This is a genomic window from Lentzea miocenica, assembly GCF_033949945.1.
Taxonomy (GTDB): Bacteria; Actinomycetota; Actinomycetes; order Mycobacteriales; family Pseudonocardiaceae; genus Lentzea; species Lentzea miocenica.
In genome coordinates, this window is the sequence record NZ_JAXAVW010000028.1 from 65730 (window position 1) to 89134 (window position 23405).

Sequence of the window (23405 nt, forward strand, 5' to 3'; positions counted from 1 at the left end):
GCGCAACGATTCCACGGGCACGGCGGCTACCGGGCAGGCGGAACCTGGGGAGCGGAAGCGATGACTGGTGACAGACGCCGCGGCTACTTCACAGCCGCGGTGGCGGTGATGAGCGCTGCCTTGATCGCGGCGCTGTTCGCCGCACCCCCGGACAGACCGGTGGACATCCGCCTGGTCGCACCGCCGCCCCCGCCACCTCCGATCATCACCGCGACCGCCACCACGACCGTCTCCGCCATCGGTCACGCGCCGGCCCATCCACCGCCTCCGCCACCACCGCCGCCTCCACCCGCCAAGCCGCTGCCCCGGCCGAAACCAGGGCAGCCCTCCTCGGCGCCGCCGCAGAAGCCCCGTCCGCCCAGCCTGTACGACCTGCTGCGGTGCGACGCGAAGTACTTCGGGGACGACGACTTCGAGCGCTGCCTGAAGTCGCCGTTCGACAACGAGGAGTTCTGCGACTTCCTGAAGAAGCACCACCTGCACCCGGTCGACGTGCGCGGCCCGGACGGCCGTGACCTAGACGGGTTCGACCTGGACTGCGACGACTAGTGGCGTGAGCCCTGGCTCTTCAGCTCCTGCAACCGCTTGAGGTTCGCCTCCGCACGGGTGCCGAGCAGCTGCGCTTCGCCGAGGTAGTGGTCGTCGATCAACGCCTCGACCTCGTCGTCGTTCATCGCCGGCACGATCCTGGCGGCCATCCGGTTCATGTTGCGATAGCTGCCCTGCAACAGGAACGAGCCGCCGCTCGCCGCCGACGCGATGTACTCCTGGTTGACCGCGAGCACGACCTCCTGGATCCGCCGCAGCTTCCGGACCACGGACAGCATGCGGTCCAGCTCGACAGCTTCGTACTCGTGGCGGACGCTTTCGCCGTTCGCCAGGCGCACCAACGGTTCCACGTCGACACCGTTGAGCGTCGGGTTCGAGGCGGACGCGTTCTCCAGGTAGCTCAACGCAAAGAGGGCGTCGCGACCGGACAGCACGTCACCGAGGTTCCACACGTCCGCACGGTTCGCGAGCATGTCCGGAACGCGGAAAGCGCGGCCGGTCTCGGTATACGGGTTACCGGCCATCGACACCGCGAAGCGCTTGCCCCGCAGGTCGAACGTACGTGCCTCGCCGTCCCACACGCCGTCAACGCGTCGTTGTGCGTCGCACAGCGAGATGAACTTCTGCAGCAGCTCAGGCGATGTGTGCTGGATGTCGTCGAGGTGCAGCAGAACGTTGCTGCCCAGGGCGAACGCGAAGTTGATGCGCTCGACCTCCTGGCGTGCGGTGGCATTCGGGGCCTCCTCCGGATCGAGCGAGGTGACGCCGCTGCCCAGCGCCGGGCCGTTGACCTTGACGAACACCATGCCGAGCCGGTTCGCGACGTACTCCATCAGCGTCGTCTTGCCGTAGCCGGGCGGGGAGATCAGCATCAGCAGGCCGGTGCCGTCGTTGAGCTGCTTGGCGAGGTTGTCGCCGATCAACGGCAGGTACACCTCGTTCAGCAACCTGTTGCGCACGAACGTGTTCAGCACCGCGGGCCGGTAGTCGTCGAGCCTGAGCCGCTGGCGTTCCAGCGCGATCAGCTCGTCGCGTTGCCGTTGGTACGCGCGGAAAGCGGGGACCTGTCCCTGCTGGAATTCACGCAGCCTGGTCAGGGCTTCGTCCAGGCGCAGTTCCATCGACTGGTTCGTCACGCGCGGGTGCGTGCCGAGCAGGCCGGTGACGGTTTCGGTCAGGGCGGCGCTGGAGTCGTAGCGCGGCAGGTCGGTGAGCAGAACCGCGACCACCTCGGGGAACTCACGACAGTCCTCGTCGCCCAGGAACGCCCGCAGCCACGCCTCGATCAGGTCGCGGTCGTGAAGTTCCTCGCTCACCGCCGCGCGGAACCTGTCGATCACCGCGCGGGCGGCCTTGCTGGTGACGAATCCCCTCGGCTCGCAGGCCAGTTCCTCGAACAGGTACTCGGCGGCCAGGTCGTCGATGCCGAACTGCCTGGTGAGCTCCGGAATTCCGTGCGTGCCACCGAAGATCGTGCGCGCGCGGGCCAGCGACTCGGCCTTGTGCGCCCACACCGCACGTTGGTCGGCCGGCTGTTCGGACCAGAAGAGCTGGGCCTGGGCGCGCACGGCCGGCGGGTACCTGAGCAGTCCGGCACCAGCGTGAAGTCGTTGCAGGACAGCGAGGATCTTCTCGGCGTCGTGGTCGTGGACGCCTTTCTCGTAACCCTCGTCGTAGCGTTCCGCGGCGGCGTTCACCACGTCCGTGCGGCCTTCGGCGAGCAGGCAACCCGCGAGGTGCTCCGACCGGTACACGTCCTGTGTCTCCGAGACCAGCAACTGGTCCCAGAAGGGCCTGGTCGCGGCGAATCCGGGGGCGGTGACCTCGCTGCGGTAGTCGGTGCCGGTGACCGCGTAGAACAACCGTCCGTCGCGCGGCACGAGGGTGAGGTTCATCGGCTCGGTCGTCACCGGGAAACGGTGACGACCGAGCACGATCGACGCGCCGTCGTACAGATCGGCCCGGTCGCGCAGTGCCCGGCCTCCCTCTTGCCGGGCATCGCGCAGACTCGCGTCGAGTTCGTCGGCCCGCACGTCACCGAGCTTGCGCAGCTCTTCCGCGACGTTGCGCACCTTGGCGACCATCGGGTCGCCCGCGAAGTACGTGTTGATCTCGTCGGTCGAGGTGAGCTTCCCGACGCGACGGCGGATCGTACCGAGCACGCGTTCGGCCGACTGCACGAGCCGGTCGGCCTTGCGCGCCCGTTCGTCCAGCAACGTCTGCTTGCGCGCGGAGAAGGCCTCGTAGACGTCCGTGCGCTTGGCGCCGATCTGGGCCAGGAAGTCGTCGAACTCGCCGAACCGCGACTCCAGGTTCTCCAGCTGCAGCAACAGCCTGCCGAGCTGGTCGTCGCAGCGCTGCGGGCTGTCCGCGACCGACAGCGCGCCGGTGATGGCCTGGCCGAGCAACGCGAACTCGGCGGCGAACTCGGCGCGGCCCTCGGTGTTCGCGAGCTGGGACCTGCGACCGTCCACAGTGGCCCGTGCCCGGTTGACCGCGGCCAGCACCTCACCGATGCTCGCCAGGATCGCCGTGCGGGTGGTCGTGTCGGCGGCGTCGAGCGTGCTGACGACCTCGGTCAGCACCTCCAGCCCGGTCTGCTGCTGTTCCAGCCGTTCGCGCAGCGGCTTCGCCTCGGCCGCGGTCTTGAGCTCCGCGGCCGCGATCTGCTCGATCTCCTCGTGGTACTGGGAGAACGCGCCCTCACCGCTGAGGAACGCGACGGCCCGGCGTGCGGACGCGCCCAGTTCCTCGACGAGTTCGGCTTCCCGCCGGTCGATCTCTTCGAGGTCGACGTACCTGAGGTCCTTCAGGGTGATCAGACGGCCCTGTGCGGACCGCAGATCGGCCAGCAGCCGCACCCACTCGTCGGCGCTTCGCGGAGCTGCCGAGCGGGCGAGCCTGATGAGTGAGGCGAGCTTTTCCGACGCGGTGTGGAGTTGTTGGGCCGCGTGCTCGGTGAGCGTGCGGACCGCCTCGAACTCGTCCAGCACCTGCTCGGCGGTGGCGCGGACGGCCAGGACGTCTTGTCTGAGCCCCAGCTCCGCCAGCCAGTGGACGCCGTCGATCACCCTGGTGCACAGGGCGATCAGGCCCTCGAACACCGGAACGCTCGGGGTCATCTCGGCGCTCATCCTGGTGATGGACAGGCAGTCCGAGATGCCGCGCACCAGTTCGGCGTTGCCGATGCGGGCGAGCGGACCCGCCTGTTCCGGCAGTTCCTCGTCGTGCAGGAACGGCGTGCGCCACACCTGCATCGGGTGCACGCGCACCGGGTCGGAGCCGGTCTCACGGAAGACCACCAACGTGCCGTCGGCGAAGAGCGAGTAGCCGTGGCACACCAGCGGGGTGGCGACTTCCTTGCGGATCACGTTGTAGGGCAACAACAAGCTGCGGCCCTCGCGGCGGGCGTGGTAGACGAACAGCACGTCCTCGCCGTTCGCCGACCGGACGACCCGCTCGAACTCCAGCTCGTCGGTGCTGACGTCGAACGTCTTGTCCGCGCCGGTGACGAGGTAGTAGCCGCCGGGGAAGATGATCCCCTGGTCCTCCGGCAGCCGCTGGCAGGCCTGGCCGATGCCGTCGAGCCGCACCACGGCCTTGGTGCGGGTGTTGAAGACCAGGTGACGCCACGCGGTCTCGTTGTACGGGCGGATCCTGAGCAGGATCAACGGGCCGACGCGGGCGTAGTGCACGTCCGCGTCCGCGAGGCTCTGCAGTGGTTCGTCGACGGGCTCCTCGTAGATGCCCTGGCCGACCTCGGTGTTGTTCTCGATCTTGACGGTCAGCGTGCCGCCGACCGTCTCGACGAAGACCTCGTTGTCGATCGCGATGTGCGGGTGCCGGCCGAGCACGTGCTGCTCGCGGGTCGTCTCGACCCACGTGACGTCGTGCGAGGGCGGGAACACGTGGTCGCGATCGCCGCGGTTGTCGAGGTAGGTGACCGTGCCGTCGACCGCGACGTCCCAGCGCAGCACGCGGATGTCCTCGATCCGCGCACCGGTCTGGAACACCGCGAGCAGCCGTGACTCGACGATCCGCAGCTGGAGCAGCCGCGTCTCCCGGTAGTACCGGTAGAGCTCGGCGAAGTCGTTGACGAACTTCGGGTCCTGCAGGAACGAGGCCTCGACCGCGCTGAAATCCCTGCCGTGGACCGCGAAGACGTCACTGACCGCGGTCTCGGGCTTGAGGCCCATGAACACGTTGTAGCCGAACAACATCGAGTCGCCGAGTGCCACGATGTCGCGCGGCACGCAGTTGTTCTCGGTGCGGACGCGTTCGGTCGCAACGAGTTCGAGCGCGGTGCTGCCGAACGTCTCGACGCGCTGGGCGTTCAGCGCTTCCGTGCTCCGGGCGAGCCCGGCGGCCTGTTCGGCCAGCCGGGCCCGCAGCACCTCGTAGGTTCCGGCGTCCAGACCAGAAGGGTTGGACACCGTCATGCGTTCTGACCGTTGTTCTTGGCCATCTGGGTCAGGGCGATCGCGGCGGCGAGGTTCTGCGCGTCACCCGTGGTGAACGAGCCGAGGATCTTGGTCAGGTCCTCCGGGAAGTTCGACGACCCGTCCATCCACTTGGCACCGAGTGCCTGCACCACGTCCGAGCTGCCGACGAACCCGTCGACCTGCTTGCCCGCGGTGATCGCGCCGGCGATCTTGTCGAAGAACATCGAGTCGCCGCCGACGATGTCGATGTTGGCCTTCTCCAGGCCCGCGGCGAGGACCATGGCCTGCGCCTCGGCGACCTGGCGCTGCACGTCGATGCCCTTGAGCCGGATCTCCTTCTCCGCCTCGAGACGCAGCCGGTACTCCTCGTGCTCGCGAGTCGCGGTGTCGAGCGCGGCCATCGCCTCCGCCTTGTGCGACAGGCCTTCCGCCTCGCCCTTGAGCCGTTCCTTGATGCCTTCGGCGTCGGCCAGCGCCTTCTCGCGGTCGACCACGGCCTCGGCGCGACCAAGCGCCTCGGATGCGGCGGCGTCGCGTTCCTTGACCAGCGCGTCCGCCAGGCCCTTCGCCGCGGCCTCTGCCTGCGTGCCCTCCGCGAGACGGATCTTGGAGCGGGTGTCCAGTTCGGCTGCCTTGTTGCGCGCCTCCGCGAGCACGACCTCCTCGCGAGCCTTGTGCTGCGCCGACTGTTCCGCGGCCTCTGCGGCCTTGATGTCCTTGACCAGCGACTCCTGCGCCTCGGCCTCGGCGCGAATGATGATCTGCTGACGGTCGCGCTCGGCCTCCTCGACCGCACGCAGGCGCTTGATGTTCTCCTCCTGCTCGGCCACTGTCTTCTCGACCGCGACCCGCTCGCGGACCAGGTCCGCGATGGCACGCCGCTCGTGCTCGAGCTCCTTGTCCTTCTCGATCATGCGCAGCGACGTTTCCCGTTCGCGGGCGATGACTTCGAGCAGGCGGTCCTTCTCGATGCGCTCGGTCTCGACGGCGATCACGCGCTCGCGGTTCTTCTCGGCGACGGCGATCTCGCGGGCCTTGTTCTCGGTCTGGATGCCGAGCTGTTCCTCGGTGCGGATGAACGCGGTGTTGGCCTTGAGCCGTTCCTCGGCCTGGACCTTCTGAGTCTCCGCCTCCTGCTGCGCGCGGGCGGTCTCGATCTCGCGCCTCTGCCTGATCTCCGCGTCCGCCTGACGCCGTTCGAGCTCGAGGATCGCCTCACGCGCGCTGACGTTCTGGCGCGTGATCTCCTTCTCCTCGTTGCGGGTGAACTCGTTCGTCTTGACGTGCTCGATCGCGGTCAGCTCGGTGATCTTGCGGATGCCCTGCGCGTCCAGGATGTTCGCCGGGTCGAGCTGCTTGAGCGGCGTCTGCTCCAGGTAGTCGATGGCCGCGTCCTCAAGGCTGTAGCCGTTGAGGTCGGTGCCGATGACCTGGACGATCCGGTCGCGGAACTCGTCGCGGTGGGTGTAGAGGTCGACGAAGTCCAGCTGCTTGCCGACGGTCTTGAGCGCCTCGGAGAACTTGGCGTTGAACAGCTCCTGCAGCGTCTGCTCGTGGCTCGCCCGCTCGGTGCCGATCGCCTGCGCCACCTTGATGACGTCCTCGACGGTCTTGTTGACCCGCACGAAGAACGTGATGCGGATGTCCGCGCGGATGTTGTCGCGGCAGATCAGGCCCTCGTTGCCGGCCCGGCGGATCTCGATGGTCTTCACCGAGATGTCCATCGTCTCGCATCTGTGCAGCACCGGTAGGACCACCGTGCCCGTGAAGGTCACGTCGACCTTGCGCATCTTCGAGACGATCAGCGCCTTGCCCTGCTCGCACTTCTTGAACAACCTGCTCAACGTGATCATCATCAGGATCAGCACGACGACGATCACGGCGATCAGCACGACCAAACCCGTTGAGATCGCACCCATTTCAGCCCCCTGTGGTGATGTCGACGACCCAGAAGAACTCGCCTTCGGCGTCGTAATCGAAGATCAACGCGGTCTGTCCCGCTGTCAGTTCGGTGCTCTGCGCCGCTCGCACCTGCACGACCGCGGTGCCGCCGTCGTCGGCGGTGACCTCGGCCTGCCCGTAGTTCTCAGTGACCCGCGCTGTCTTCACGATCGCCGTGCGGCCCACGAAGTCGTTGCGGGACGCGGGTTTCTCCGGCTTGGTCCAGTTCCTGATCGGGATCAGGAAGATCTTGGTGAGGAGCGCACCCACGAGCAGCGCTCCGATGAGGACGACGTACCGGAGCTTGTTCTCCGGCGTCAGGACCGTGCCGACCAGCGCGGCGAACCACGTGATCAGCACGAACATCGAGATGGAGATCGGCAGCACGGGGGCGTCCAGATGATCCATGCCGATCAACGCCGCCGTGAGCCAGTACGCCAGCACCACGAGCATCAGAAAGCTGAACAGCACGGTCGGGAACGCCAGCGCGGCAGCAACGAACTCGGTCATCCTCGCCCCCCCTTCTTGCCCCTCTGATGTTCTGGAGTGCGAATCCGTTGCATCGATACCGATGTTTTCGGAGGAATGATCGAGGTCACACGGTGGTTGTCCTGATCATGGACATGGGGGTTCAAGGACTGAACACCGGCGACTCGATCTCGCCGCTCGAAACCAGGCGACTGGCCACGCTCGTGGAGTCGCTCGGCTACCGGTCGTGGTGGGCGGTGGAGCACGTGGTGCTGCCGTCGCCGCGGGTCGACCCGTCGCCGGCCGAGCCGGGCAACCCGATGCTCGATCCGCTGGTGGGCCTGGGGTTCGTGGCCGGCGTGACGTCACGGCTGGAGCTGGGGACGGGGATCGTGATCCTGCCGCAGCGCAACCCGGTGGTGCTGGCCAAGCAGGTCGCGTCGCTGGACGTGCTGAGCGGCGGCCGGTTCACGCTGGGCATCGGCACCGGGTATCTGGAGCCGGAGTTCGCGGCCGTGGGCGTGCCGTTCGCGGACCGGGGGCGGCGGACCGACGAGTACATCGACGCCATGCGCGCGTTGTGGCACTCGCCCGCGCCTTCGTTCGACGGCAAATACGTGTCTTTCTCCGGCGTTGACGCCCACCCGAGGCCTGCCAACGCCCGGATCGCTGTGGGTGGCGCCTCGGATGCGGCGTTGCGGCGTGCGTTGTCGCGCGGGAACGCCTGGATCGGCATCGGTTCGCCGGAGGAGACCGAGGCGAATCTGAAGCGCCTACGCCGGTTGTCCGCGGTGACTTCGCGGCCGGAGTCGCTGGGCGCATTGAAGATCAACATTGTGGCGACCGTGGCGTTGGACGCGTCCGTGGTGCGCCAGTACGAGGACCTCGGGGTGGACCAGCTGATCGTGTATCCCGGTGCCTCCGACCTGCCGATGGACGAGGCGTTGGCGAAGTTCATCGGCTTCGTTCAGTAGCCTGAACGGCCGTGATCCCCGTTGTCGTGCTCGCCGGCTTCCTCGGTTCCGGCAAGACCACCCTGCTCAACCACCTGCTGCGCACGTCGGGCGGCACGCGGATCGGTGTGGTGGTGAACGACTTCGGCCGGATCAACATCGACGCGTTCGCGGTGTCGGCGCAGGTCGACTCGATGGTGTCGCTGTCGAACGGCTGCCTGTGCTGCGCGGTCGACGGCACCGAACTCGACGCCATGCTGGAGAAACTGGCCAAGGCGGACCTGGACGTCATCGTGATCGAGGCGTCCGGTCTCGCCGAGCCGTCGACGCTGGTCAGGATGGTGCTGCAGGCGCCGGGGGTGACGTACGGCGGGCTGATCTACGTGGTCGACGCCGTGGAGTTCGCCGCGGTGCCTGATCTCTCGCGTGATCTCGCGCTGGCCGACCTGGTGGTGCTGAACAAGGTCGACCGGGCCGCTTCGCTGCCTTCGTTCGACGTGCCGGTGCCGGTGCTGCCCGTTTCGTACGGTCGCATCGATCCGGCTTTGCTGTTCGAGGTGCGGCCGCCGGACGCGGGACCGCGGCAGCTGTCGTTCGACGATCTGGACGACCATTCCACGCACGCGCACGCTACCTACGACAGCGTGACCTTCGAGTCGTTCGATCCGTTGCATCCCAAGCTGTTCATGGACTTCTTGGACGCACGACCCGAGGGCTTGTTCCGTGCCAAGGGTTTTGTGCGCTTCGAGCACGGCACGTTCATGCTGCACACCGTGGGCGGGTACGTCTCGTTCACGCGAGTCGACGACGCCCCGACGCAGCTGGTGCTGATCGGGGCGGGCATCGATCCGGATTCGCTGACGGACTGGCTGATGGCGTGTGTCGCGGACGGACCGGTTGCCGAGCAGGAGATGCTCTGGGTGCTCCGGTACGTCCGCGACTGATCACTTCTTGCAGAGCGCGGTGTCGATCACGTCGACCATCTGCTGCAACGTCCTGGCCGGGTCCGTGCCGAACGTGCCGGGCAACGCGGTGAGCGTGATCGCGGCGTTGCGGCCGTTGTCCGTGGCCCCACCGAGAGAAGCCCAGCCGTGGATCGTGCCGCCGTGGCCCCACCACTCCCCGCCGCAGCTGAGCTTGAAGCTCTCCAGACCGAGACCGTAGGCGCTCTTGTCGTCAGCGGGGACTGTTTTTCGCATCTCGTCGAGCTGGGGCTTTGCCAGCAGGCCGCCACCGAGCAGGATCCGGTAGAACTTCGCGACGTCGGCGGGCGTGGAGACCATCGCCCCGGCCGCCCAGGCGGCGGACGTGTCGAGCTCCGTCGCGTTGACCACGGGTGACTTCGGATCCAGCAGGTCGCTCACCGCGAACGCCTGAGCGTGCTTTCCGCGGATGCGCTGCTCGCCCTGCTTCGGCCAGTAGGTGTCCTTGAGGCCGGCGCGATCGATCACACGTCGCTGCACCTCCTCCGCGACCGGGCGGCCGGTGACCCTCTGGATCATCAGTCCGGCGACGACGTAGTTCGTGTTGCTGTACTGGTACTTCTCACCCGGCGGGAAGCTCGGTGGCTGCGTCAGCGCGGCGTCGAGCAACTCGTGCGGTTCGAAGTGCCTGTTGCGGATGTCGGCGATCTTGTTGACCCCGATCGCCAGCGGGTAGTCCGGCAAACCACTGGTGTGCTGCAGGACCTGCCGCACGGTGATGCGGCTGTCCTTGACGTACTGGACGTATTTGCTCGCCGGGCCGTCCAGCTCGATCTTGCCCTCTGCGACGAGCTGCAACGCGGTGACCGCGACGAACGACTTGGTGATGCTGCCGACCCGCACCTGCCCGTTGACCGGCGCTTTGCCCGCGGCGTAGTTGCGGCCGTTGGCGTGGGCCTCCACACCGGGCGTGCCTTCGTGGACGATCTGGTCCAGTTGCTGGGGAATCAGCAGCGACAGTGCTGCGACGGCCGCCACGATCATTTCGCACCGCACAGAGCAGCGTCCACAGTGGCCAGTACAGCATCGTGCGCCTTCCCGGCTTCCTCCGGCGTGTCCTGGAACGTGCCGGGCAACGCCGTGAGCGCAACGGAGAACGCCCTGCCGTCCTGCGTGACGCCACCACGCGTCTCGTACCCCGGGATGTCGCCGCCGTGGCCCCAGTAGCGGCCACCGCAGGTGAGAGGTGAGCTGGCGATGCCCAAGCCGTACCCGGCGCCCGGCCACATCTCGCCCTTGGTGTCCACGGTCTTCTGCATTTCCTTGCGCTGCGCCTCTGGCAGCAGATCACCCTTCAGCAGCGCGCGGTAGAAGGTGTTGAGGTCCTTGGTCGTGGAGATGATCTGCCCGGCCGCCCAGCCCCACGACGGGTCGAGCTCGGTGACGTCCTCCACGGCGCCGCTGCTGGTCCTGGCGTACCCGTGCGGGTGCCTGCCTTCGATCGTCTGGTCACCGACGCCGGGCCAGTAGGTGTCCCTGAGGCCGATCTTGCGGATGATCCGCTGGTCGACGTTCTCGGCGATCGGCCGGCCGGTGACCTTTTGGGTCAGCAAGCCGAGCAGCACGTAGTTCGTGTTGCTGTACTTGAACTTCTCGCCCGGCTGGTTGGTCACCGGGTGCGCGTTCGCGATGTCCAGCAACTCGCGCGGTTCGAAATAGCGGTGCCGCAGCTCCTCGAACTTCTCGACCCCCAGGTACTGCGTGTAGTTCGCGAGCCCACTGGTGTGGTTGAGCAGCTGCCGAACGGTGATCCGCTCGTCCTTGATCGCGCCCGGCAGGTACTTCGTGATCGGCTGGTCGAGCTCGACCTTGCCCTCGGCCACCAGCTGCATGACCACGGTGGCGACGAACGCCTTGGTGTTGGAACCCACTCGAACCTGGCCGTTCCTGGGCACCGGTACGTTCTTGCCCAGTTCGGCAGTGCCCGAAGTCTGGGACGTCGCCCTGCCGTTGGACTCGGTGACGGTCGACAGCGCCGCCGGGAACTTGTGCTGCTTGACCAGCCCGTCGAGCTGCTTCTGAACCGTGGTGGCCGGCGCGGCCATCGCCGTTCCGGTGAACAGCATGGCCACTGCCAGCACGCCTACCAGCGTCTTCTTCATCCTGTGCCTCCCCGTTTTTCCGACAGGCACAGGTTTTCAATTCTCACCGCCCAGCACAGTCACGCACGCTGCCGTTGATCAGGTGGAGCAGGCTCTACCTAGTAACGGACGTCGCTCAGAAGCAGCGGCGGGTAGATGTTGGAGGGTTCGCCGTCCACCGTCGTTCCCGCGAACTGCAACATCGCCCGCAACTCACCGTGCAGCTCCGCCGGGTAGTTCAGCTCAGGCTTGGAGACCTCGTCGAGCTTCGCGAGTTGATCCGCGGTGAGCACGACCTCCTCGAGGTTGCTCTCCAGGTGCTCCAGCCTCCGCGCCCCGATGATCGGCACCACAGTGCCCTCCCGCGCCCTCAGCCAAGCCAACGACACCGCAGCCGCCGTGCTGTCGTGCTGCTCGGCGATCTCGTTGGCCACATCGATGACCTTGAAGTCGTCCTCACCGGGCCCACCCACGTACTTGACCCGCTCAGAGTCCGTGACCTGCACGTTCCTCCGGTACTTGCCACTAAGGAACCCGTTCTTGAGCGGACTCCAAGGCACCAGCGCCAGTCCCATGTCCTTCGCCATCGGCGCGATCTCCCCTTCAACCGTCCGCGCCAGCAACGAGTACTCGACCTGCAACGCGATCAACGGCGCCCAACCCTTGAGCACGGCCATCGTCTGCGCCTGAGCCGTCACCCAAGCCGGCACGTTGGAGAACCCGATGTACCTGACCTTGCCCGATCCCACCAGGTCGTCCAACGTCCGCAACGTCTCCTCGACCGGGGTGTTCCGATCCCAGTTGTGCATCCAGTAGAGGTCCAGGTAGTCCGTGCCAAGCCGCCGCAACGTCTCGTCGAGCTGCCCCCGAATCGCCTTCCGCCCGGCCCCACCCCCGTTCGGGTCGCCGGGGTGCATGTTGAAGAAGAACTTGGACGCGAGCACCACCCGATCCCTGGTCCCGGCGGCGCGGAAGAAGTCACCGAGGATCTTCTCCGAGTGCCCGTTGGAGTAGAAGTTGGCGGTGTCGATGAAGTTCCCACCGCGATCGAGATAAGCGCCGAGAATCCTCTCGGACTCCTCGACACTGCACCCGGCGGCCCCAGGGTCCTCGCCGAAGGTCATCGCGCCGAGGGCGAAGGGGCTGACCCGCAGTCCGGACCGGCCGAGCGTGACGTAGTGGTCGAGAGGCATCTTCTTGGCTCCTTGGAGTCGTTCTGGCGTTGCTCCAATGGAAGCGGTTGCTGGGGCCCGGCGGTACGAAGATCCGCCCGCGCTCTTGCCCAATCCTCCTTGCGCTGGGTTGGCGGCTCGTTTGGGTGCGTTGGGTGTGCTGGGCGTGACGTAGGGAACCCGAGCGACAACCGGTGATGACGATCGGTAGGCTGTCGCGTCGAGGGCTGCTAGCTCAATTGGCAGAGCAGGAGACTTTTAATCTTCGGGTTCAGGGTTCGAGTCCCTGGCGGCCCACCAAACCCCCAGGTCACAGGCCTGGGGGTTTCGCATCTCAAGATCACTGATACGCCTTTGATGCGCTTTACTCCGCGACTCTCAACTTCCGGCCTCTTCAGGTTCGTCCTGCTCAGGCCTGTCGAGCGCCCCTTCCAGCGCGTCAGCGGCCTTCCGGTCGACCACCTTGCGAGCCAGGTAGGTGTCCTGCGTCATCGACGGCCGGGCGTGCCCGAGCTGGTCCGCGACGACCCGCGCAGAGAGCCCCGCCTCATCGAGGATGGTGGCCGCCGTCTTCCGGAAGACGTGCGAGGTCACCCAGGCGAACTCATCGCCGCCACGAGCGTTCCGAAGGTCCCTGCGAGTGTTGGACGGGTCCCGGAGGCCGCCAAGGCTGTTCGGGAAGACCGGCCCGTTCGGGAACAGCGTGACCCCACGACGCCGCCGCAACATGTCGAGCGCCCACTTGGGCAGCGGCAGCGTCCGCTCGCCCGCCTCCGTCTTGGTCGACTTCCTGATCAGCCCAAGCCCGCTGGCCCGGATGACCGTGTAGTTCACGTCGACCGTTCCAGCCTCGAAGTCGACGTCCTCCCAGTAGACGGCCAGCGCCTCACCGATCCGCACGCCCGTGGCCATCATGAAGCGCGACAGATCAGGCAGGTCCTTCCGAACCGCCACCGGGTCGGACTCCAGCATCTCCAGCCACAACAAGCGCTCCTCCCGCGTAAGCGCCCTCGGACTCTTCTTACGCCCGCTCTCCAGCGGGTCCGTGTCCCGGACGGGGTTCGTGTCGAGCGCCCTGTCTCGTACGGCGATCCGCAGGGCACCCGAGATCACCGAGCGCGCCGTCTTCGCACTGTCGACACCAACCGACCGCCAGACCGTGCCCAGGAACGCATCGATCCGCGCCACGGTCATCTCACGAATCCGCAGCTCACCGAGGCCCGGAAGCACATGCCGGCCGAGGATGCTCCGGTACGTGTCAAGGCTGCTCGGCGACCGCTTGCCCATGTCCACGAGCTTCTGGAACTTCACCTGCCACGCCTCAAGCGCATCCTTGAACCGACTGTCTGGCGTCAACGAGTCTCCCGACGGGCCTTTACGCTCGGTGAGCGCCTTCTTGAGCCTCCGCTCAGCCTCAGGCTTGGTCTTCCCCCTCCGAAGCACCGGCCGCGTCTTGCCGTCGAAATCGCGGTAGTTCGCGACAGCCGTCCAGCCTGCTTCCGTTTGATTGCAACGAATCTTCCCGTACGTACCGATGTCGAGCGGCGGACGAGCCATCAGGCCGCCTCCTCAAGCAGGTGCTCGAACCAGCTCCGCACCTCGGACGGCAGGTACCGCAGGTGCTTCCCCAAGCGCCGTGCGGGCGGGCCGTAGTTCTTGGTCCTCCAGCCGTAGAGCGTGTGGACCGGGACGTTCAGGTAGGCCGCAACGTCGCTGACTGTCCACAGTGGCTCAAACTGATGTGCATCCATGATGTTCCCCCTTGGATCAAGCAGCTTCAGGTGTTGCCGAACTCCCCGGCGGTCCGGCTGATGCGAGCAACGCAGCCGTGTATTCGGCTTTCCATCTGCGGCGTTCTGCGACGGCGCTAAGGAGCATGTGAGCCCTTGGCGGCACGTTCGGGTCACCGGGCTGGACGTCGTTCCAGACGACGCGCTGTGCCTGGTCTTCCGGCTTGATCCCGACGTCTGCGAGCAGTTGCCGAACGAATGCTTTGCGGTCGTGCTTGTGGTCGGCGAGCGACTTCCCGGACCACTTCCGCGACACGAGCACCCGACGCCCAGCAACGCCGAGCGTGGTCCGTTTGTGCGCCTTTCCCTTGCACTTGCCCGGCACTGTCGACAGCCGAGCCCCACGAGGCTGAACGCCGTACAGCAGCCACAGCCCGCACTGCGGCGAGCAAGGAGTCACGGCCAGCTCAGCGCAGAGGCGTTCGGCGTGGTCTTCCTGGCGGGCCGTCTGTGCCTCGAAGCACTCGTTGATGCTCTTGGTGAGGTACTTCGTCAGGTAGCCGATGTGACGGCCGGCTTCTTCAGTGCCGCCGAGGATGCCCTTGGAGTGCACCTGCGCCCCGAACCGGGCGACGTGTGCCGGTCGCTCGACCTGGTCGAGGGCTTCTTCCCAGGTGGGCAAGGCCCTTCGGGTCTGTGGATCAACGAATCCCTTGGCCCGGACATCCCAGATCGGCAGGTTGTCGCCGCTGTACTTGATCTCGTCATGCGCAGGCCACCAGACCTGGTGGTAGGTGGCTTCAGCGACCGCCCGCAGCTCAGCCCGCGAGATGCTGCCCCGAACCGCCGCGTGCCAGTGCGGAGCCAACCGCCTCTGAGGCTCAACAGCCGAGAAGTACTGCGCCTCCCAGCCCACACAACGCCGGAGGTTCTGTACGAACCGGTCCAGCAGCGCCGCGAAGTGCACCGCGTCCCGAGCCGCCCGCCGGTAGTTGTAGGTCGCCGGGTCAACCGGCGTGCCGTCGCTGCGGACCTTGCCGTACGTGTCGAGCGTCAGCGTGAGGAACGTCGAGGGCTGGTACTTGCCTCCGAAGACCTTGCCGACCGTGCGCTTGCTGACCGGCCGCCGAGGCAGGTTGGGCGCATCCTGCCGCCGCTTGGTCGACCGTTTCCGAGCAGCCTTGAGCGGCACTTCCAGCGAGGGGAGTGAACCGCGGACTCCGAGTTGCCGAAGTTCGGTGTCGACCTCCGCGACCTCTTCTCGAACCTCTTCAGCTCCGACCTCGTCACCCTCATCGAGGGCCAGGCGGAAGGCCTTCACGAGGTCAGCCCGATAGGCGGTCAGTTCCCGCTGATCGTCGCTTGGAGCGTCTGGCGTGAAGTCGGGCTCCTCACTGAGGTGCCATCCCTCACGACACTGCGCCATCCTCAGACGCCGGTTCTTCTCAGCGCAGGTCGGGCACACACTCGCGACCGTCGAACCGCATGGCACGGGCACGATGTCCACGCGTCCGGTGTCGAGGTCGATCCGTTCCTTGGCCAACGGCCGGATGCACACGCCGTGCTCTTCAGCGACGGCACGAACCACGTCGAGCGCGGCCGGCTTCTTCATTCGCTCCGAGCGATTCAGGTACTCGGTCATGCCGCCGCGCTCCCTTCAGACCTCTCGGGGAACGCATGCACGGTGGCCGGGGCGAGGAAGACGGCCAGCTCGACCAAGTCGGCGTCCGTGACGTGGAAGGCCCTGGCGCGTTCCGGTTCGCGCTGCCCGTCCTCCTTCAACCAGGCGACACCAGGGGTGTTCTCGCTGATTTCGTGAGCAGCCGCGCCACGTTGCCGAACGCCATCGCCCAGGACCATGTCCACCTGCACCGGCTCATCGAGGCGCAGAGCCACACGAGTCGTGAACAGGTGCCGGAATCCGACCACTTCCTTGCGCGGGTCCTGGACCAGGCCGACAACGGCATAGCCAGGCGCACGCCCTTGCGAGGTGATCGTCTGAACAGCGCGGGTCGCACGTTCCCGGAGGTTCCGATCAGGCTGGTAGGCGATCAGGTCCGCCAGTTCATCCACGATCAGGACCGTGAACGGCTCACCCGTGTTTCGCGCCCAGAGCCGCCGAACACCCCGGTATCGGGACGCACGTTCCTTGACCTCTGCGGCGATTTCTTCAAGCAGGGCAACAGCTTCAGGACCGTTGTCGTAGATGACCTTCTCGAACGCGTCCGGACACTGACCCAGTTCCATACCGCCCTTGGGATCAATACCGACGAGCCGGACCATGCCGGCTTTGATGGCTGGGGCCAGCTGCCACACGATCGACCAGAGCACCGACCCCTTGCCTGCGCCAGGCACCCCAACCACGAGGACCTGCGAGCCGAGCAGCTTCAGCCGCCAGGGCTTGCCGGTCTCGGTTCGGCCGACGACTACGCGCTTGAGGTCAACCTCTCCCACGTCGGCGAGCTGCGGCACGGCCACGGGACGCGACAGCGGGTCAGCGTGGATGAAGTCGAGCTCAAGCACGCGAGGCTTGAGCACCCGAACGCGGCAGGAGCGGGCGTTGAACGAGTGCGCCAGGTTGTCCCGACGCGCTTCCCACTGTTCTGGAGACTGCGCCGGGATCATCCGCACCCGCACCTTGTCCCGCCAGCCCTCAGCCCGAACACGGCGCAGCTTCGGGAGGTACTCCTTTCCCCGGACTTCCTTCGTCAGCTCAGCCAGGCGCACCACGGTCCGCCACTGCGGCACGTAGACCGTGAGTCGCCGCCACTCGGTCAGGACGCGGTGCCAGCCGTGCCGCAGGAACGAGGCGCGATCGAGGCCGTACCAGACCGTCAAGGCACATATGAGCGACAGCAGGGCCAGGACGAGCGGCGACAGCCCGAACTGCCGATAGCCGACGTAGCCGCCCAGGCCGAACGTGACAGCAACCGGGTACCGGACTGCCAACACGACGAGCTTCACAGCCAGTCGGCCAGCGAACCAGATCAGCGCGAACGGCGCGAAGACGACCTTGACCCATCCGGGCAGCCATACCCACCAAGGCACCTGCGGACGTGCACCCTCGAACGGTGCGGGATCGACCCAGCGGTTGCCCTTCATCGCACACCGCCAACGCACTCGATGCACTGGAAGACGCTGCCGACGCTCGGAATGCGGCCGACCGGTTGGGAGTCGCCCGCGTCCGTGGCGAACTGCGCCTTGCAGGTCAGGCACTCCAGACCCTCAGCCTGTGCGGCCGTGAGTTCCATCGTCTCCAAGCTGCCGCCATCGAGCATCACGACGTAGCTGGAGACGGTCTGCTTGCCAGAGATCATGCGATCCCACAGCAGCTGTTTCGTGGCCCTGTCTGGCGCAGGAATGCGCCCAGGCTCTACGCTCATCTTGTTCACTCCCGAGTTGGGTGGACAACGCAGGAGCGGCGAGGTTGGTAGCCGGGTTCCGCTCCTGCGTCTCACGTTCTCTTTGCGCCGCAACAAGACGTGCGGCATCGCCACGTGACCCAGCAGAGTCACGCGCTCTGTCCAATAAGGACTTCTGCTACTTCTTCGCCGTCTTCGTGACCGTGATCGCCTCCCCCTTCTCGCGCTCACGGTTCGCCCAATACATCGCCTCGTGGTGGTGGCTGCGATCGCTCTCGGCGACCCGCGCGTAGATCGCGGCGGAGCGGAGGTAGTAGTCCTTCAGCACCTCAGGCTTGGACTTCGGATTGGGCAGGAGCTTGCTCAACACGTCGTGCGCCTCGCTCAGCGTCCGGGCCTGCTCAGCAAGGCCCCAGTGCATTGCCTCAACTGCGGGCATCGGGAGCCTCCTCAGCGAGCGCGTGACGCCCCTCCTTGTTGCCGAGGTGATCAGCCAGCTTGGCCGCCTCTCGCGACAACTCCCGGCAGAACCGCATCAGCACGTCCGAGCCGCCGGGGAAGGGCGGGAGCTGGATCGCGATGTTGACCGGGTCGAGGTAGATGGCCAGCGCCGGAACCTCAGGCGTCACCCGGACCATGGCCGCGCCCGCGTCTTGCCCAGGCGTACAGGTGGCGTTGAACCCCATCACTGACCACCCCGCGCCGCATCGAGAGCCGTCTGACCCTCCGCGATCGCCTCAGCAAGGCGGGGCAGCGCTTCCGCGTCGACCACCAGGACGGCCGGGAACGCGTTGCCCAGCCGGAACTCGACCCGTCCAGCGAAGACGAGCGGTTCCACCCGGATCGGCAGGTTCGCCGTCAGGTGCAGGCGCATCAAGTCAGGCACGGATCACGCCGCCTTAGGTGCGGGCTTGGCCGCGACGATGGCCTTCATGCCGGTGGCCCGCAGGCTGTAGCCCAGCTTCGCCCGGCAGCGGTGACGCTCACCGACGTGGCCACCACGGCAGCCCTTGTCATCGATCCACGGCGTCACCGTCAGGCCCTCGAACATCGCTGGGCGGATGTCCGTACCCGGAATCGCCTCCGGCGGCACCGGCTGGTGAGGTGCCGAAATCTTGACCGTGACCGCAGCGTCCGCCTTGCGCTCCGCAGCCTGGTCGATCACCAGGACGGACCACACGAGCTGACCGGTCTCCTTGTCCTTCTCCTGTTCGACGGGGAGGCCCTTGGCGCGCTCCTCAGCCGACTGGAACTTGAGCACGGGCTCGACGCCCATCACGAGCGCGCCCCTCGGGAACACGAAGTCGTGACCCGCCGGGAACCTGCTCCCACCTGTGATCGCCATCGTCGTTCTCCTGACGTTTGTGCCGGTCGGGTCCGCTCCCCGACATCTCGACACCTACGACTTTCGACGAATCGGGAGGACGTCAACACCACACAACAGGACAACTACAGACGTCTCGACTACATTGAAGTCGTCCCTAGTTGTACGGAGGATGGATCATGCCGAACCAACGCCTACGGGATGCGTTGCTGCGCAACACTTTGGGCTTCGATGAAGTGGCCAAGGCAACCGGCGTAGACCCGAAGACCGTCGAACGGTGGATCACTCAGGACCGGACGCCATACCCACGCCACCGGCACGCCATCGCCGCGATGGTCCGCGAGACAGAGACCTACCTCTGGCCGGACGCCGTCGCGCCAGAGAAGAAGAAGGAGATCAACGAGTCCGAAGTCGTCCAGGTCTACGCACACCGCCATGCGGTATCGCACGACATCTGGGGACATCTGATCGAACAGTCCAAGATCAGCATCTCGATCCTCGTTTACGCCGGCATGTTCCTGGTGGACAACCCAGCCTTGATCAAGACGCTGCGCCAGAAGGCGGAGAGCGGCGTCCGGATCCGGTTGCTGCTCGGAGACCCTGCAAGCCGGGAGGTCGCGCGCCGCAGCGAAGAAGAGGGCATCGGCAAGACCACGCTTGGCGCGAAGATCCGGAACGCCCTCGCGGTCTACAAGCCGTTGGCCGAGGTACCTGGCGTGGAGATCCGTGTGCATGGGACGACGCTCTACAACTCGATCTACCGCTTCGATGACGAGATGCTCGTGAACACGCACGTGCACGGCTTCATGGCAGCTCACGCGCCAGTCCTGCACCTGCGACGGTTGTCCGGCGGCGACCTGTTCGAGACGTACGCCGAGAGCTTCCAGGGCGTCTGGGATGGCGCGAAGCCGCCAAAGTGGTAGGCAGGTAGGCATGGCTCGCACTGATCATTACAACGACCCGAACGCCCCAAAGGCGACCAACATCATCGTGGCGGTGACGGCGTTCGTGCAGGACGAGCGCGGCCGGCTGTTGATGATCCGGCGGACCGACAACGACCTGTACTCGATCCCCGGCGGAGCGCAGGACGTCGGCGAGACCATCGGCCACACCGTCATCCGGGAGGTCAAGGAAGAGACAGGGATCGACGTCGAGCCCGTCGACATCATCGGCGTCTACTCTGACCCCGCACACGTCATCGCCTACACAGACGGCGAGGTACGGCAGCAGTTCTCCATCTGCTTCCGGGCACGACCGATCGGCGGGGAACTGCGGACCAGCAACGAGTCCAGCGAAGTTCACTGGGTCAGCCGCGGAGACCTCGACGCTCTCAACATCCACCCGTCCATCCAGCTTCGGATCAAGCACGGGTTCGAGGAGCGATCGACGCCTTACTTCGCGATGTAGTCGATTCCCGCTTCACGAAGCCGATCCTCAGTCCGCGCTGCCGCCATTATCAAGTCCGGCTTGGCTTGCTTGATAAAAAACGAAACGATGCTCTCGGGTCCGTAGCGCTTCTGAATCTCTTCGATTCGATCGTGCACATTCGTGACTAAACCATCTGGAGTCGTGGTCATGTCAGCCCACCACAATGCGTCACGTAGGTCCGACTGTTCGTCTACCCACTCACCTAGTTCGGCCGACAGGCCACGAAGCTCAGCCTCCAGGTAAGCACACGAGTGATGAGCCACCAATGCCACAACTCGTTGCGAGAGACCGCACCCACGGAGGTATCGCGCCCCATCCAAGGGGTGAAACCCTGTAACTGCGAGATGCGATGCATACCCAATATCGTGTAGCACCGCAGCAGCGACCAATACAGGCTGATCGTCTTGACTGAAAAGCGGAGCAGCCTCGCTGGCGCGAGCCGCGACCCCCTGCACATGCGACCAACGACGCGGAAGCGCTGCCGATAGCGCCGCATCTGCCAGAGACGTTGCGTATGCCACGAGATCCACACGACTAGCCTAGGCGCTCAACCCGGCTCCTGTCGCGCCGTCGAAGTTTCAAATGTTCGGACTGCATAGCAACATTCACCATATAGCCGACAGAAAAAAGCTAATGACACTTAGCTTGCAGCCCTCTCGCGGAGAGTCGTGAAAAGCGGATAGGGATCAAGCACTGCACGCTCAAGACATCCCATGAGCGCGCGCTCAAGCAGATCGCAATCACGAGATTCACCCACAACAAACGAAATAAGCCTAATTATGTCGTGCCCCCGAGCCGCTTTCCTTAGATCGCTCGGCAATTGGCTGCGGAGCTCGGCATACTTGACCTCAACTGCCGTCACTTCTTCTTTTCCACCAACCGATCTTCTAATAAGCTCTGAGACATCGACGGAAACGATGCCCTCCCCCTTCTTCAAGCAGCGCTCAAACTTTTCGACCAGCGGTCGATCCGGCACGACTGACTTGATCGAAGCACGCACAAGAAAGATTTCAGACAACGGCGGTAAGATGGTGGACAAAAGCACACTTGCCGATACTGAATCCGACAAGGAGAGAACCAGCCGCAAGAATTTTTCTAAGGTATCAACATCGAGCGCATAACCTTCCAATGCCGCAAAGTCGGTCACCAGCAACGTTGAACATGAATAATCTGGCGTCTCATTCCCTAAGTAGTCGAAGTCAGCGTCGATAACGCATGTTAATGAAGCTGACGGCGCTCTCTCGGCAATATTTCGAGCCAACGCAATAACTCGCCCTCGCGCATTTACATCTAGATCAAAGCTGCGAACAGCCGAAGAAGGAACTTCGACACGATCATCCACAGCGTAGACTTTACACTTGATGCCGTGTTGCCGCATATACCATCGAATAGCAGCCGCATCCGAACGACCCTCGACAACTATGTCATGAATCCCCGGTTCGACGACGTAGAGTGCGGCCATTTCCTCGATGGTCCGGCGGCTGCCGTCGCTTCGTTTATCCAACGTCCACAGCTCCTAGATGCGCCAGATTCTCCATATGCCCAGTGATAATCTCGACGGAATGAGTGGCAACTATGAACTGGACATCGCTTCCCTCGGTGCAGGCGAGCAGCGCCTCCAAAATATGCCGCTGCCACTTAACATTGAGACTAAGCTCGGGCTCATCGATAATGAACAAGCGCGAGTTCCTGCGAGCCAAGAGCGTATTGCAAAGCAGAAGCATCAGCTGTCGCTCGCCCGATGAAAGCATTACGGGGTCAACTCGCACGGCATCTTCGTCAACAATGCGAAGACCAAGACGAGGATGAAAAATGACGTATTTTCCGTCTAGAAAACTGTTTACTTGATCCAAGAAGGTCCGGATCAAGGTTTGAGCCCCCTGCAAAGCATCCAGTCGCGCTTGAAGACTGCTCAAATAGGGGATTAGAACGCCTTCAGCAATCTGCCGCCTCTCACCCTTCAGTCCAGGCAAGAGTGCAGCGAACCGCTCGGAATCCAACTTGGGAACGAGGCCGAGTCGTTCAAAATCTTTCGTGCGCTCCGCTACTTGCCGAAAGCGCTCCTCAACCCCCATGGATTCTTCTTCAATCGGGTTAGTCGCTTCCAAGGCAAGGTTCTCGACAACCTCTAGATAGATGCTGTTCGCCCCAACTGATCCCTGATTCTGTCCACCCAGGGTAAGTTGCCGAAGCCATTCATTTACTCGACCAATGCAGGTCGAAAGCTCCCGGGCAACCGCTTCTCGCATCTTCTCAGGGGTTGGGACACCCCGATCAATGCTCGGCCGCACGACTCGATCGGATTCTGAAACGAGATCATCACTATAGATATTTCGGTCATCTGCCAGAAAGAAGGGAGAAATGCCAAGCGATCGAACGTAATCGAGGTAGGCCCTATCGTCATTAGGCCTAGGTTTCTCTTCGACAGCTTCTACTTTTTTCTTCCTACGCCCCGATTTATCTCGCCCATAGGCGACCTCTGCCGCACGAAGCAGAGAGTCGAGAGCGCTGTCAAACGCGGCGGAATGCTCGTATGAAGCCCGGATCGAAATATTCTCATCAACCTCATAGTTGACCTTACATACTTGACGACCATCGTTAGTTACAACGATCGAGTAGTTCCCCACGAGCCCATCGGACTTGGTCGCCTCAATCTTCGCACCATCGCTCAGCTGAACAGCGAATCGGCGGAATGGAACACGAGCGATCGCAGTGCGATGATTCGATTGCCTGGCAGGGCTCAGCAGATGCCATACCATCTGCAGAACGGTGGTCTTACCGCAACCGTTGTCGCCATAAAGCAGCGTCAACCGATCACTAGACGACGCGTCTTCACCACCCATTCTGATGCGATAGGTATGGCGACCGAATAGCTCGTCGACTTCCACGATCCGGAGCGAAGGGCCATCTTCATCTTGCGCCTGATCTTCGTCAATGACCCTCCCTTCGACACTTGCCACCACTCGCGCTCC

Annotated in this window: 23 protein-coding genes, 1 tRNA gene and 1 pseudogene; 6 read left to right on the forward strand and 19 right to left on the reverse strand. The window is 64.7% G+C overall.

Annotation, left to right across the window (positions count from 1 at the left end):
• Positions 1 to 60 precede the first annotated feature (60 nt).
• Positions 61 to 549 carry a hypothetical protein gene (locus SK803_RS30710; RefSeq protein ID WP_319969628.1) on the forward strand — a complete coding sequence of 163 codons (489 nt, stop codon included), beginning with the start codon at positions 61 to 63 and terminating at the stop codon, positions 547 to 549.
• Here SK803_RS30710 and SK803_RS30715 read toward each other — a convergent pair.
• The 3 genes from SK803_RS30715 to SK803_RS30725 are packed head-to-tail and all read right to left on the reverse strand — an operon-like array spanning position 546 to position 7442.
• The gene (locus SK803_RS30715) at positions 546 to 4988 is read right to left on the reverse strand and encodes a DNA repair ATPase (protein WP_319969629.1); all 4443 of its coding nucleotides are present in this window, start codon (positions 4986 to 4988) and stop codon (positions 546 to 548) included. The genes SK803_RS30710 and SK803_RS30715 overlap by 4 nt on opposite strands.
• On the reverse strand, positions 4985 to 6910 hold the full coding sequence (locus SK803_RS30720) for a flotillin family protein (RefSeq protein ID WP_319969630.1): 1926 nt from the start codon (positions 6908 to 6910) through the stop codon (positions 4985 to 4987). Before SK803_RS30720 ends, SK803_RS30715 begins: the two co-directional genes overlap by 4 nt.
• Position 6911: 1 nt before the next feature.
• Positions 6912 to 7442 carry a hypothetical protein gene (locus SK803_RS30725; protein ID WP_319969631.1) on the reverse strand — a complete coding sequence of 177 codons (531 nt, stop codon included), beginning with the start codon at positions 7440 to 7442 and terminating at the stop codon, positions 6912 to 6914.
• A gap of 92 nt (positions 7443 to 7534) precedes the next feature.
• Between SK803_RS30725 and SK803_RS30730 the strand changes: the two genes are divergently transcribed.
• Together SK803_RS30730 and SK803_RS30735 are read left to right on the forward strand one after the other, a co-directional pair.
• On the forward strand, positions 7535 to 8374 hold the full coding sequence (locus SK803_RS30730; protein WP_319969632.1) for an LLM class F420-dependent oxidoreductase: 840 nt from the start codon (positions 7535 to 7537) through the stop codon (positions 8372 to 8374).
• An 11-nt stretch (positions 8375 to 8385) separates the two neighbouring features.
• Entirely contained in the window at positions 8386 to 9297 is a 912-nt protein-coding gene (locus SK803_RS30735) for a CobW family GTP-binding protein (RefSeq protein WP_319969633.1), read from the forward strand.
• Here the strand turns inward: SK803_RS30735 and SK803_RS30740 are convergent, their stop codons facing one another.
• The 3 genes from SK803_RS30740 to SK803_RS30750 form a co-directional block, all read right to left on the reverse strand.
• Complete coding sequence (locus SK803_RS30740; RefSeq protein WP_319969634.1) at positions 9298 to 10320, reverse strand: serine hydrolase domain-containing protein; 1023 nt, start codon at positions 10318 to 10320, stop codon at positions 9298 to 9300. It abuts the gene before it with no gap.
• Positions 10317 to 11438: a serine hydrolase domain-containing protein gene (locus SK803_RS30745; protein WP_319969635.1), complete on the reverse strand. Its 1122-nt coding sequence runs from the start codon at positions 11436 to 11438 to the stop codon at positions 10317 to 10319. Before SK803_RS30745 ends, SK803_RS30740 begins: the two co-directional genes overlap by 4 nt.
• 98 nt (positions 11439 to 11536) lie before the next feature.
• A complete protein-coding gene (locus SK803_RS30750; protein WP_319969636.1) occupies positions 11537 to 12610 on the reverse strand; it encodes an aldo/keto reductase in 1074 nt (357 codons plus the stop codon).
• Positions 12611 to 12813: 203 nt separating this feature from the next.
• On the opposite strand from SK803_RS30750, the gene SK803_RS30755 reads away from it, so the two are divergent.
• A tRNA-Lys gene (locus SK803_RS30755) sits at positions 12814 to 12889 on the forward strand.
• A gap of 78 nt (positions 12890 to 12967) precedes the next feature.
• On the opposite strand, the gene SK803_RS30760 is transcribed toward SK803_RS30755, so the two are convergent.
• The 9 genes from SK803_RS30760 to SK803_RS30800 form a co-directional block, all read right to left on the reverse strand.
• The gene (locus SK803_RS30760) at positions 12968 to 13945 is read right to left on the reverse strand and encodes a site-specific integrase (RefSeq protein ID WP_319969637.1); all 978 of its coding nucleotides are present in this window, start codon (positions 13943 to 13945) and stop codon (positions 12968 to 12970) included.
• A 200-nt stretch (positions 13946 to 14145) separates the two neighbouring features.
• Entirely contained in the window at positions 14146 to 14340 is a 195-nt protein-coding gene (locus tag SK803_RS30765) for a helix-turn-helix domain-containing protein (RefSeq protein WP_319969638.1), read from the reverse strand.
• 16 nt (positions 14341 to 14356) lie between these two features.
• Positions 14357 to 15961: a replication initiator gene (locus SK803_RS30770; RefSeq protein WP_319969639.1), complete on the reverse strand. Its 1605-nt coding sequence runs from the start codon at positions 15959 to 15961 to the stop codon at positions 14357 to 14359.
• Complete coding sequence (locus SK803_RS30775) at positions 15958 to 17367, reverse strand: FtsK/SpoIIIE domain-containing protein (RefSeq protein WP_319969640.1); 1410 nt, start codon at positions 17365 to 17367, stop codon at positions 15958 to 15960. The genes SK803_RS30770 and SK803_RS30775 overlap by 4 nt, the downstream gene beginning before the upstream one ends.
• A gap of 50 nt (positions 17368 to 17417) precedes the next feature.
• Positions 17418 to 17636 (reverse strand): hypothetical protein, encoded by a 219-nt coding sequence (locus tag SK803_RS30780; protein ID WP_319969641.1) that lies wholly within the window; start codon positions 17634 to 17636, stop codon positions 17418 to 17420.
• Between the two features lie 223 nt (positions 17637 to 17859).
• On the reverse strand, positions 17860 to 18120 hold the full coding sequence (locus tag SK803_RS30785) for an AMED_5909 family protein (protein ID WP_319969642.1): 261 nt from the start codon (positions 18118 to 18120) through the stop codon (positions 17860 to 17862).
• Positions 18107 to 18367 carry a hypothetical protein gene (locus tag SK803_RS30790; RefSeq protein ID WP_319969643.1) on the reverse strand — a complete coding sequence of 87 codons (261 nt, stop codon included), beginning with the start codon at positions 18365 to 18367 and terminating at the stop codon, positions 18107 to 18109. Before SK803_RS30790 ends, SK803_RS30785 begins: the two co-directional genes overlap by 14 nt.
• A complete protein-coding gene (locus SK803_RS30795; RefSeq protein WP_319969644.1) occupies positions 18367 to 18567 on the reverse strand; it encodes a hypothetical protein in 201 nt (66 codons plus the stop codon). Before SK803_RS30795 ends, SK803_RS30790 begins: the two co-directional genes overlap by 1 nt.
• Before the next feature lie 3 nt (positions 18568 to 18570).
• The gene (locus SK803_RS30800) at positions 18571 to 19026 is read right to left on the reverse strand and encodes a hypothetical protein (protein ID WP_090066053.1); all 456 of its coding nucleotides are present in this window, start codon (positions 19024 to 19026) and stop codon (positions 18571 to 18573) included.
• Between the two features lie 158 nt (positions 19027 to 19184).
• Here SK803_RS30800 and SK803_RS30805 point away from each other — a divergent pair, with 158 nt between their 5' ends.
• On the forward strand, positions 19185 to 19928 hold the full coding sequence (locus SK803_RS30805; RefSeq protein ID WP_319969645.1) for a DUF5919 domain-containing protein: 744 nt from the start codon (positions 19185 to 19187) through the stop codon (positions 19926 to 19928).
• 10 nt (positions 19929 to 19938) lie between these two features.
• Complete coding sequence (locus SK803_RS30810; RefSeq protein WP_319969646.1) at positions 19939 to 20412, forward strand: NUDIX hydrolase; 474 nt, start codon at positions 19939 to 19941, stop codon at positions 20410 to 20412.
• Here the strand turns inward: SK803_RS30810 and SK803_RS30815 are convergent.
• The 4 genes and pseudogenes from SK803_RS30815 to SK803_RS30830 form a co-directional block, all read right to left on the reverse strand.
• Positions 20397 to 20582, reverse strand: coding sequence for a hypothetical protein (locus SK803_RS30815; RefSeq protein ID WP_319969708.1), 186 nt, complete (start codon positions 20580 to 20582; stop codon positions 20397 to 20399). The genes SK803_RS30810 and SK803_RS30815 overlap by 16 nt on opposite strands.
• A 69-nt stretch (positions 20583 to 20651) precedes the next feature.
• Positions 20652 to 20963: pseudogene (locus tag SK803_RS30820) on the reverse strand (HD domain-containing protein); the annotation flags it as partial.
• A 110-nt stretch (positions 20964 to 21073) separates the two neighbouring features.
• On the reverse strand, positions 21074 to 21895 hold the full coding sequence (locus SK803_RS30825) for a DUF4435 domain-containing protein (protein ID WP_319969647.1): 822 nt from the start codon (positions 21893 to 21895) through the stop codon (positions 21074 to 21076).
• A 34-nt stretch (positions 21896 to 21929) separates the two neighbouring features.
• On the reverse strand, positions 21930 to 23393 hold the full coding sequence (locus SK803_RS30830; RefSeq protein WP_319969648.1) for an AAA family ATPase: 1464 nt from the start codon (positions 23391 to 23393) through the stop codon (positions 21930 to 21932).
• Positions 23394 to 23405 lie beyond the last annotated feature (12 nt).

Excerpts from the sequence above, each read along its gene's own strand:
- SK803_RS30810 (WP_319969646.1), top strand. The coding sequence starts at position 19,939 with ATGGCTCGCACTGATCATTACAACGACCCGAACGCCCCAAAGGCGACC.
- SK803_RS30745 (WP_319969635.1), bottom strand. The coding sequence starts at position 11,438 with ATGAAGAAGACGCTGGTAGGCGTGCTGGCAGTGGCCATGCTGTTCACC.
- SK803_RS30715 (WP_319969629.1), bottom strand. The coding sequence starts at position 4,988 with ATGACGGTGTCCAACCCTTCTGGTCTGGACGCCGGAACCTACGAGGTG.
- SK803_RS30800 (WP_090066053.1), bottom strand. The coding sequence starts at position 19,026 with ATGGCGATCACAGGTGGGAGCAGGTTCCCGGCGGGTCACGACTTCGTG.
- SK803_RS30825 (WP_319969647.1), bottom strand. The coding sequence starts at position 21,895 with ATGGCCGCACTCTACGTCGTCGAACCGGGGATTCATGACATAGTTGTC.
- SK803_RS30770 (WP_319969639.1), bottom strand. The coding sequence starts at position 15,961 with ATGACCGAGTACCTGAATCGCTCGGAGCGAATGAAGAAGCCGGCCGCG.
- SK803_RS30815 (WP_319969708.1), bottom strand. The coding sequence starts at position 20,582 with ATGACCACGACTCCAGATGGTTTAGTCACGAATGTGCACGATCGAATC.
- SK803_RS30720 (WP_319969630.1), bottom strand. The coding sequence starts at position 6,910 with ATGGGTGCGATCTCAACGGGTTTGGTCGTGCTGATCGCCGTGATCGTC.
- SK803_RS30765 (WP_319969638.1), bottom strand. The coding sequence starts at position 14,340 with ATGGATGCACATCAGTTTGAGCCACTGTGGACAGTCAGCGACGTTGCG.
- SK803_RS30785 (WP_319969642.1), bottom strand. The coding sequence starts at position 18,120 with ATGCCCGCAGTTGAGGCAATGCACTGGGGCCTTGCTGAGCAGGCCCGG.
- SK803_RS30805 (WP_319969645.1), top strand. The coding sequence starts at position 19,185 with ATGCCGAACCAACGCCTACGGGATGCGTTGCTGCGCAACACTTTGGGC.
- SK803_RS30780 (WP_319969641.1), bottom strand. The coding sequence starts at position 17,636 with ATGATCTCTGGCAAGCAGACCGTCTCCAGCTACGTCGTGATGCTCGAT.
- SK803_RS30790 (WP_319969643.1), bottom strand. The coding sequence starts at position 18,367 with ATGGGGTTCAACGCCACCTGTACGCCTGGGCAAGACGCGGGCGCGGCC.
- SK803_RS30710 (WP_319969628.1), top strand. The coding sequence starts at position 61 with ATGACTGGTGACAGACGCCGCGGCTACTTCACAGCCGCGGTGGCGGTG.
- SK803_RS30725 (WP_319969631.1), bottom strand. The coding sequence starts at position 7,442 with ATGACCGAGTTCGTTGCTGCCGCGCTGGCGTTCCCGACCGTGCTGTTC.
- SK803_RS30740 (WP_319969634.1), bottom strand. The coding sequence starts at position 10,320 with ATGATCGTGGCGGCCGTCGCAGCACTGTCGCTGCTGATTCCCCAGCAA.
- SK803_RS30750 (WP_319969636.1), bottom strand. The coding sequence starts at position 12,610 with ATGCCTCTCGACCACTACGTCACGCTCGGCCGGTCCGGACTGCGGGTC.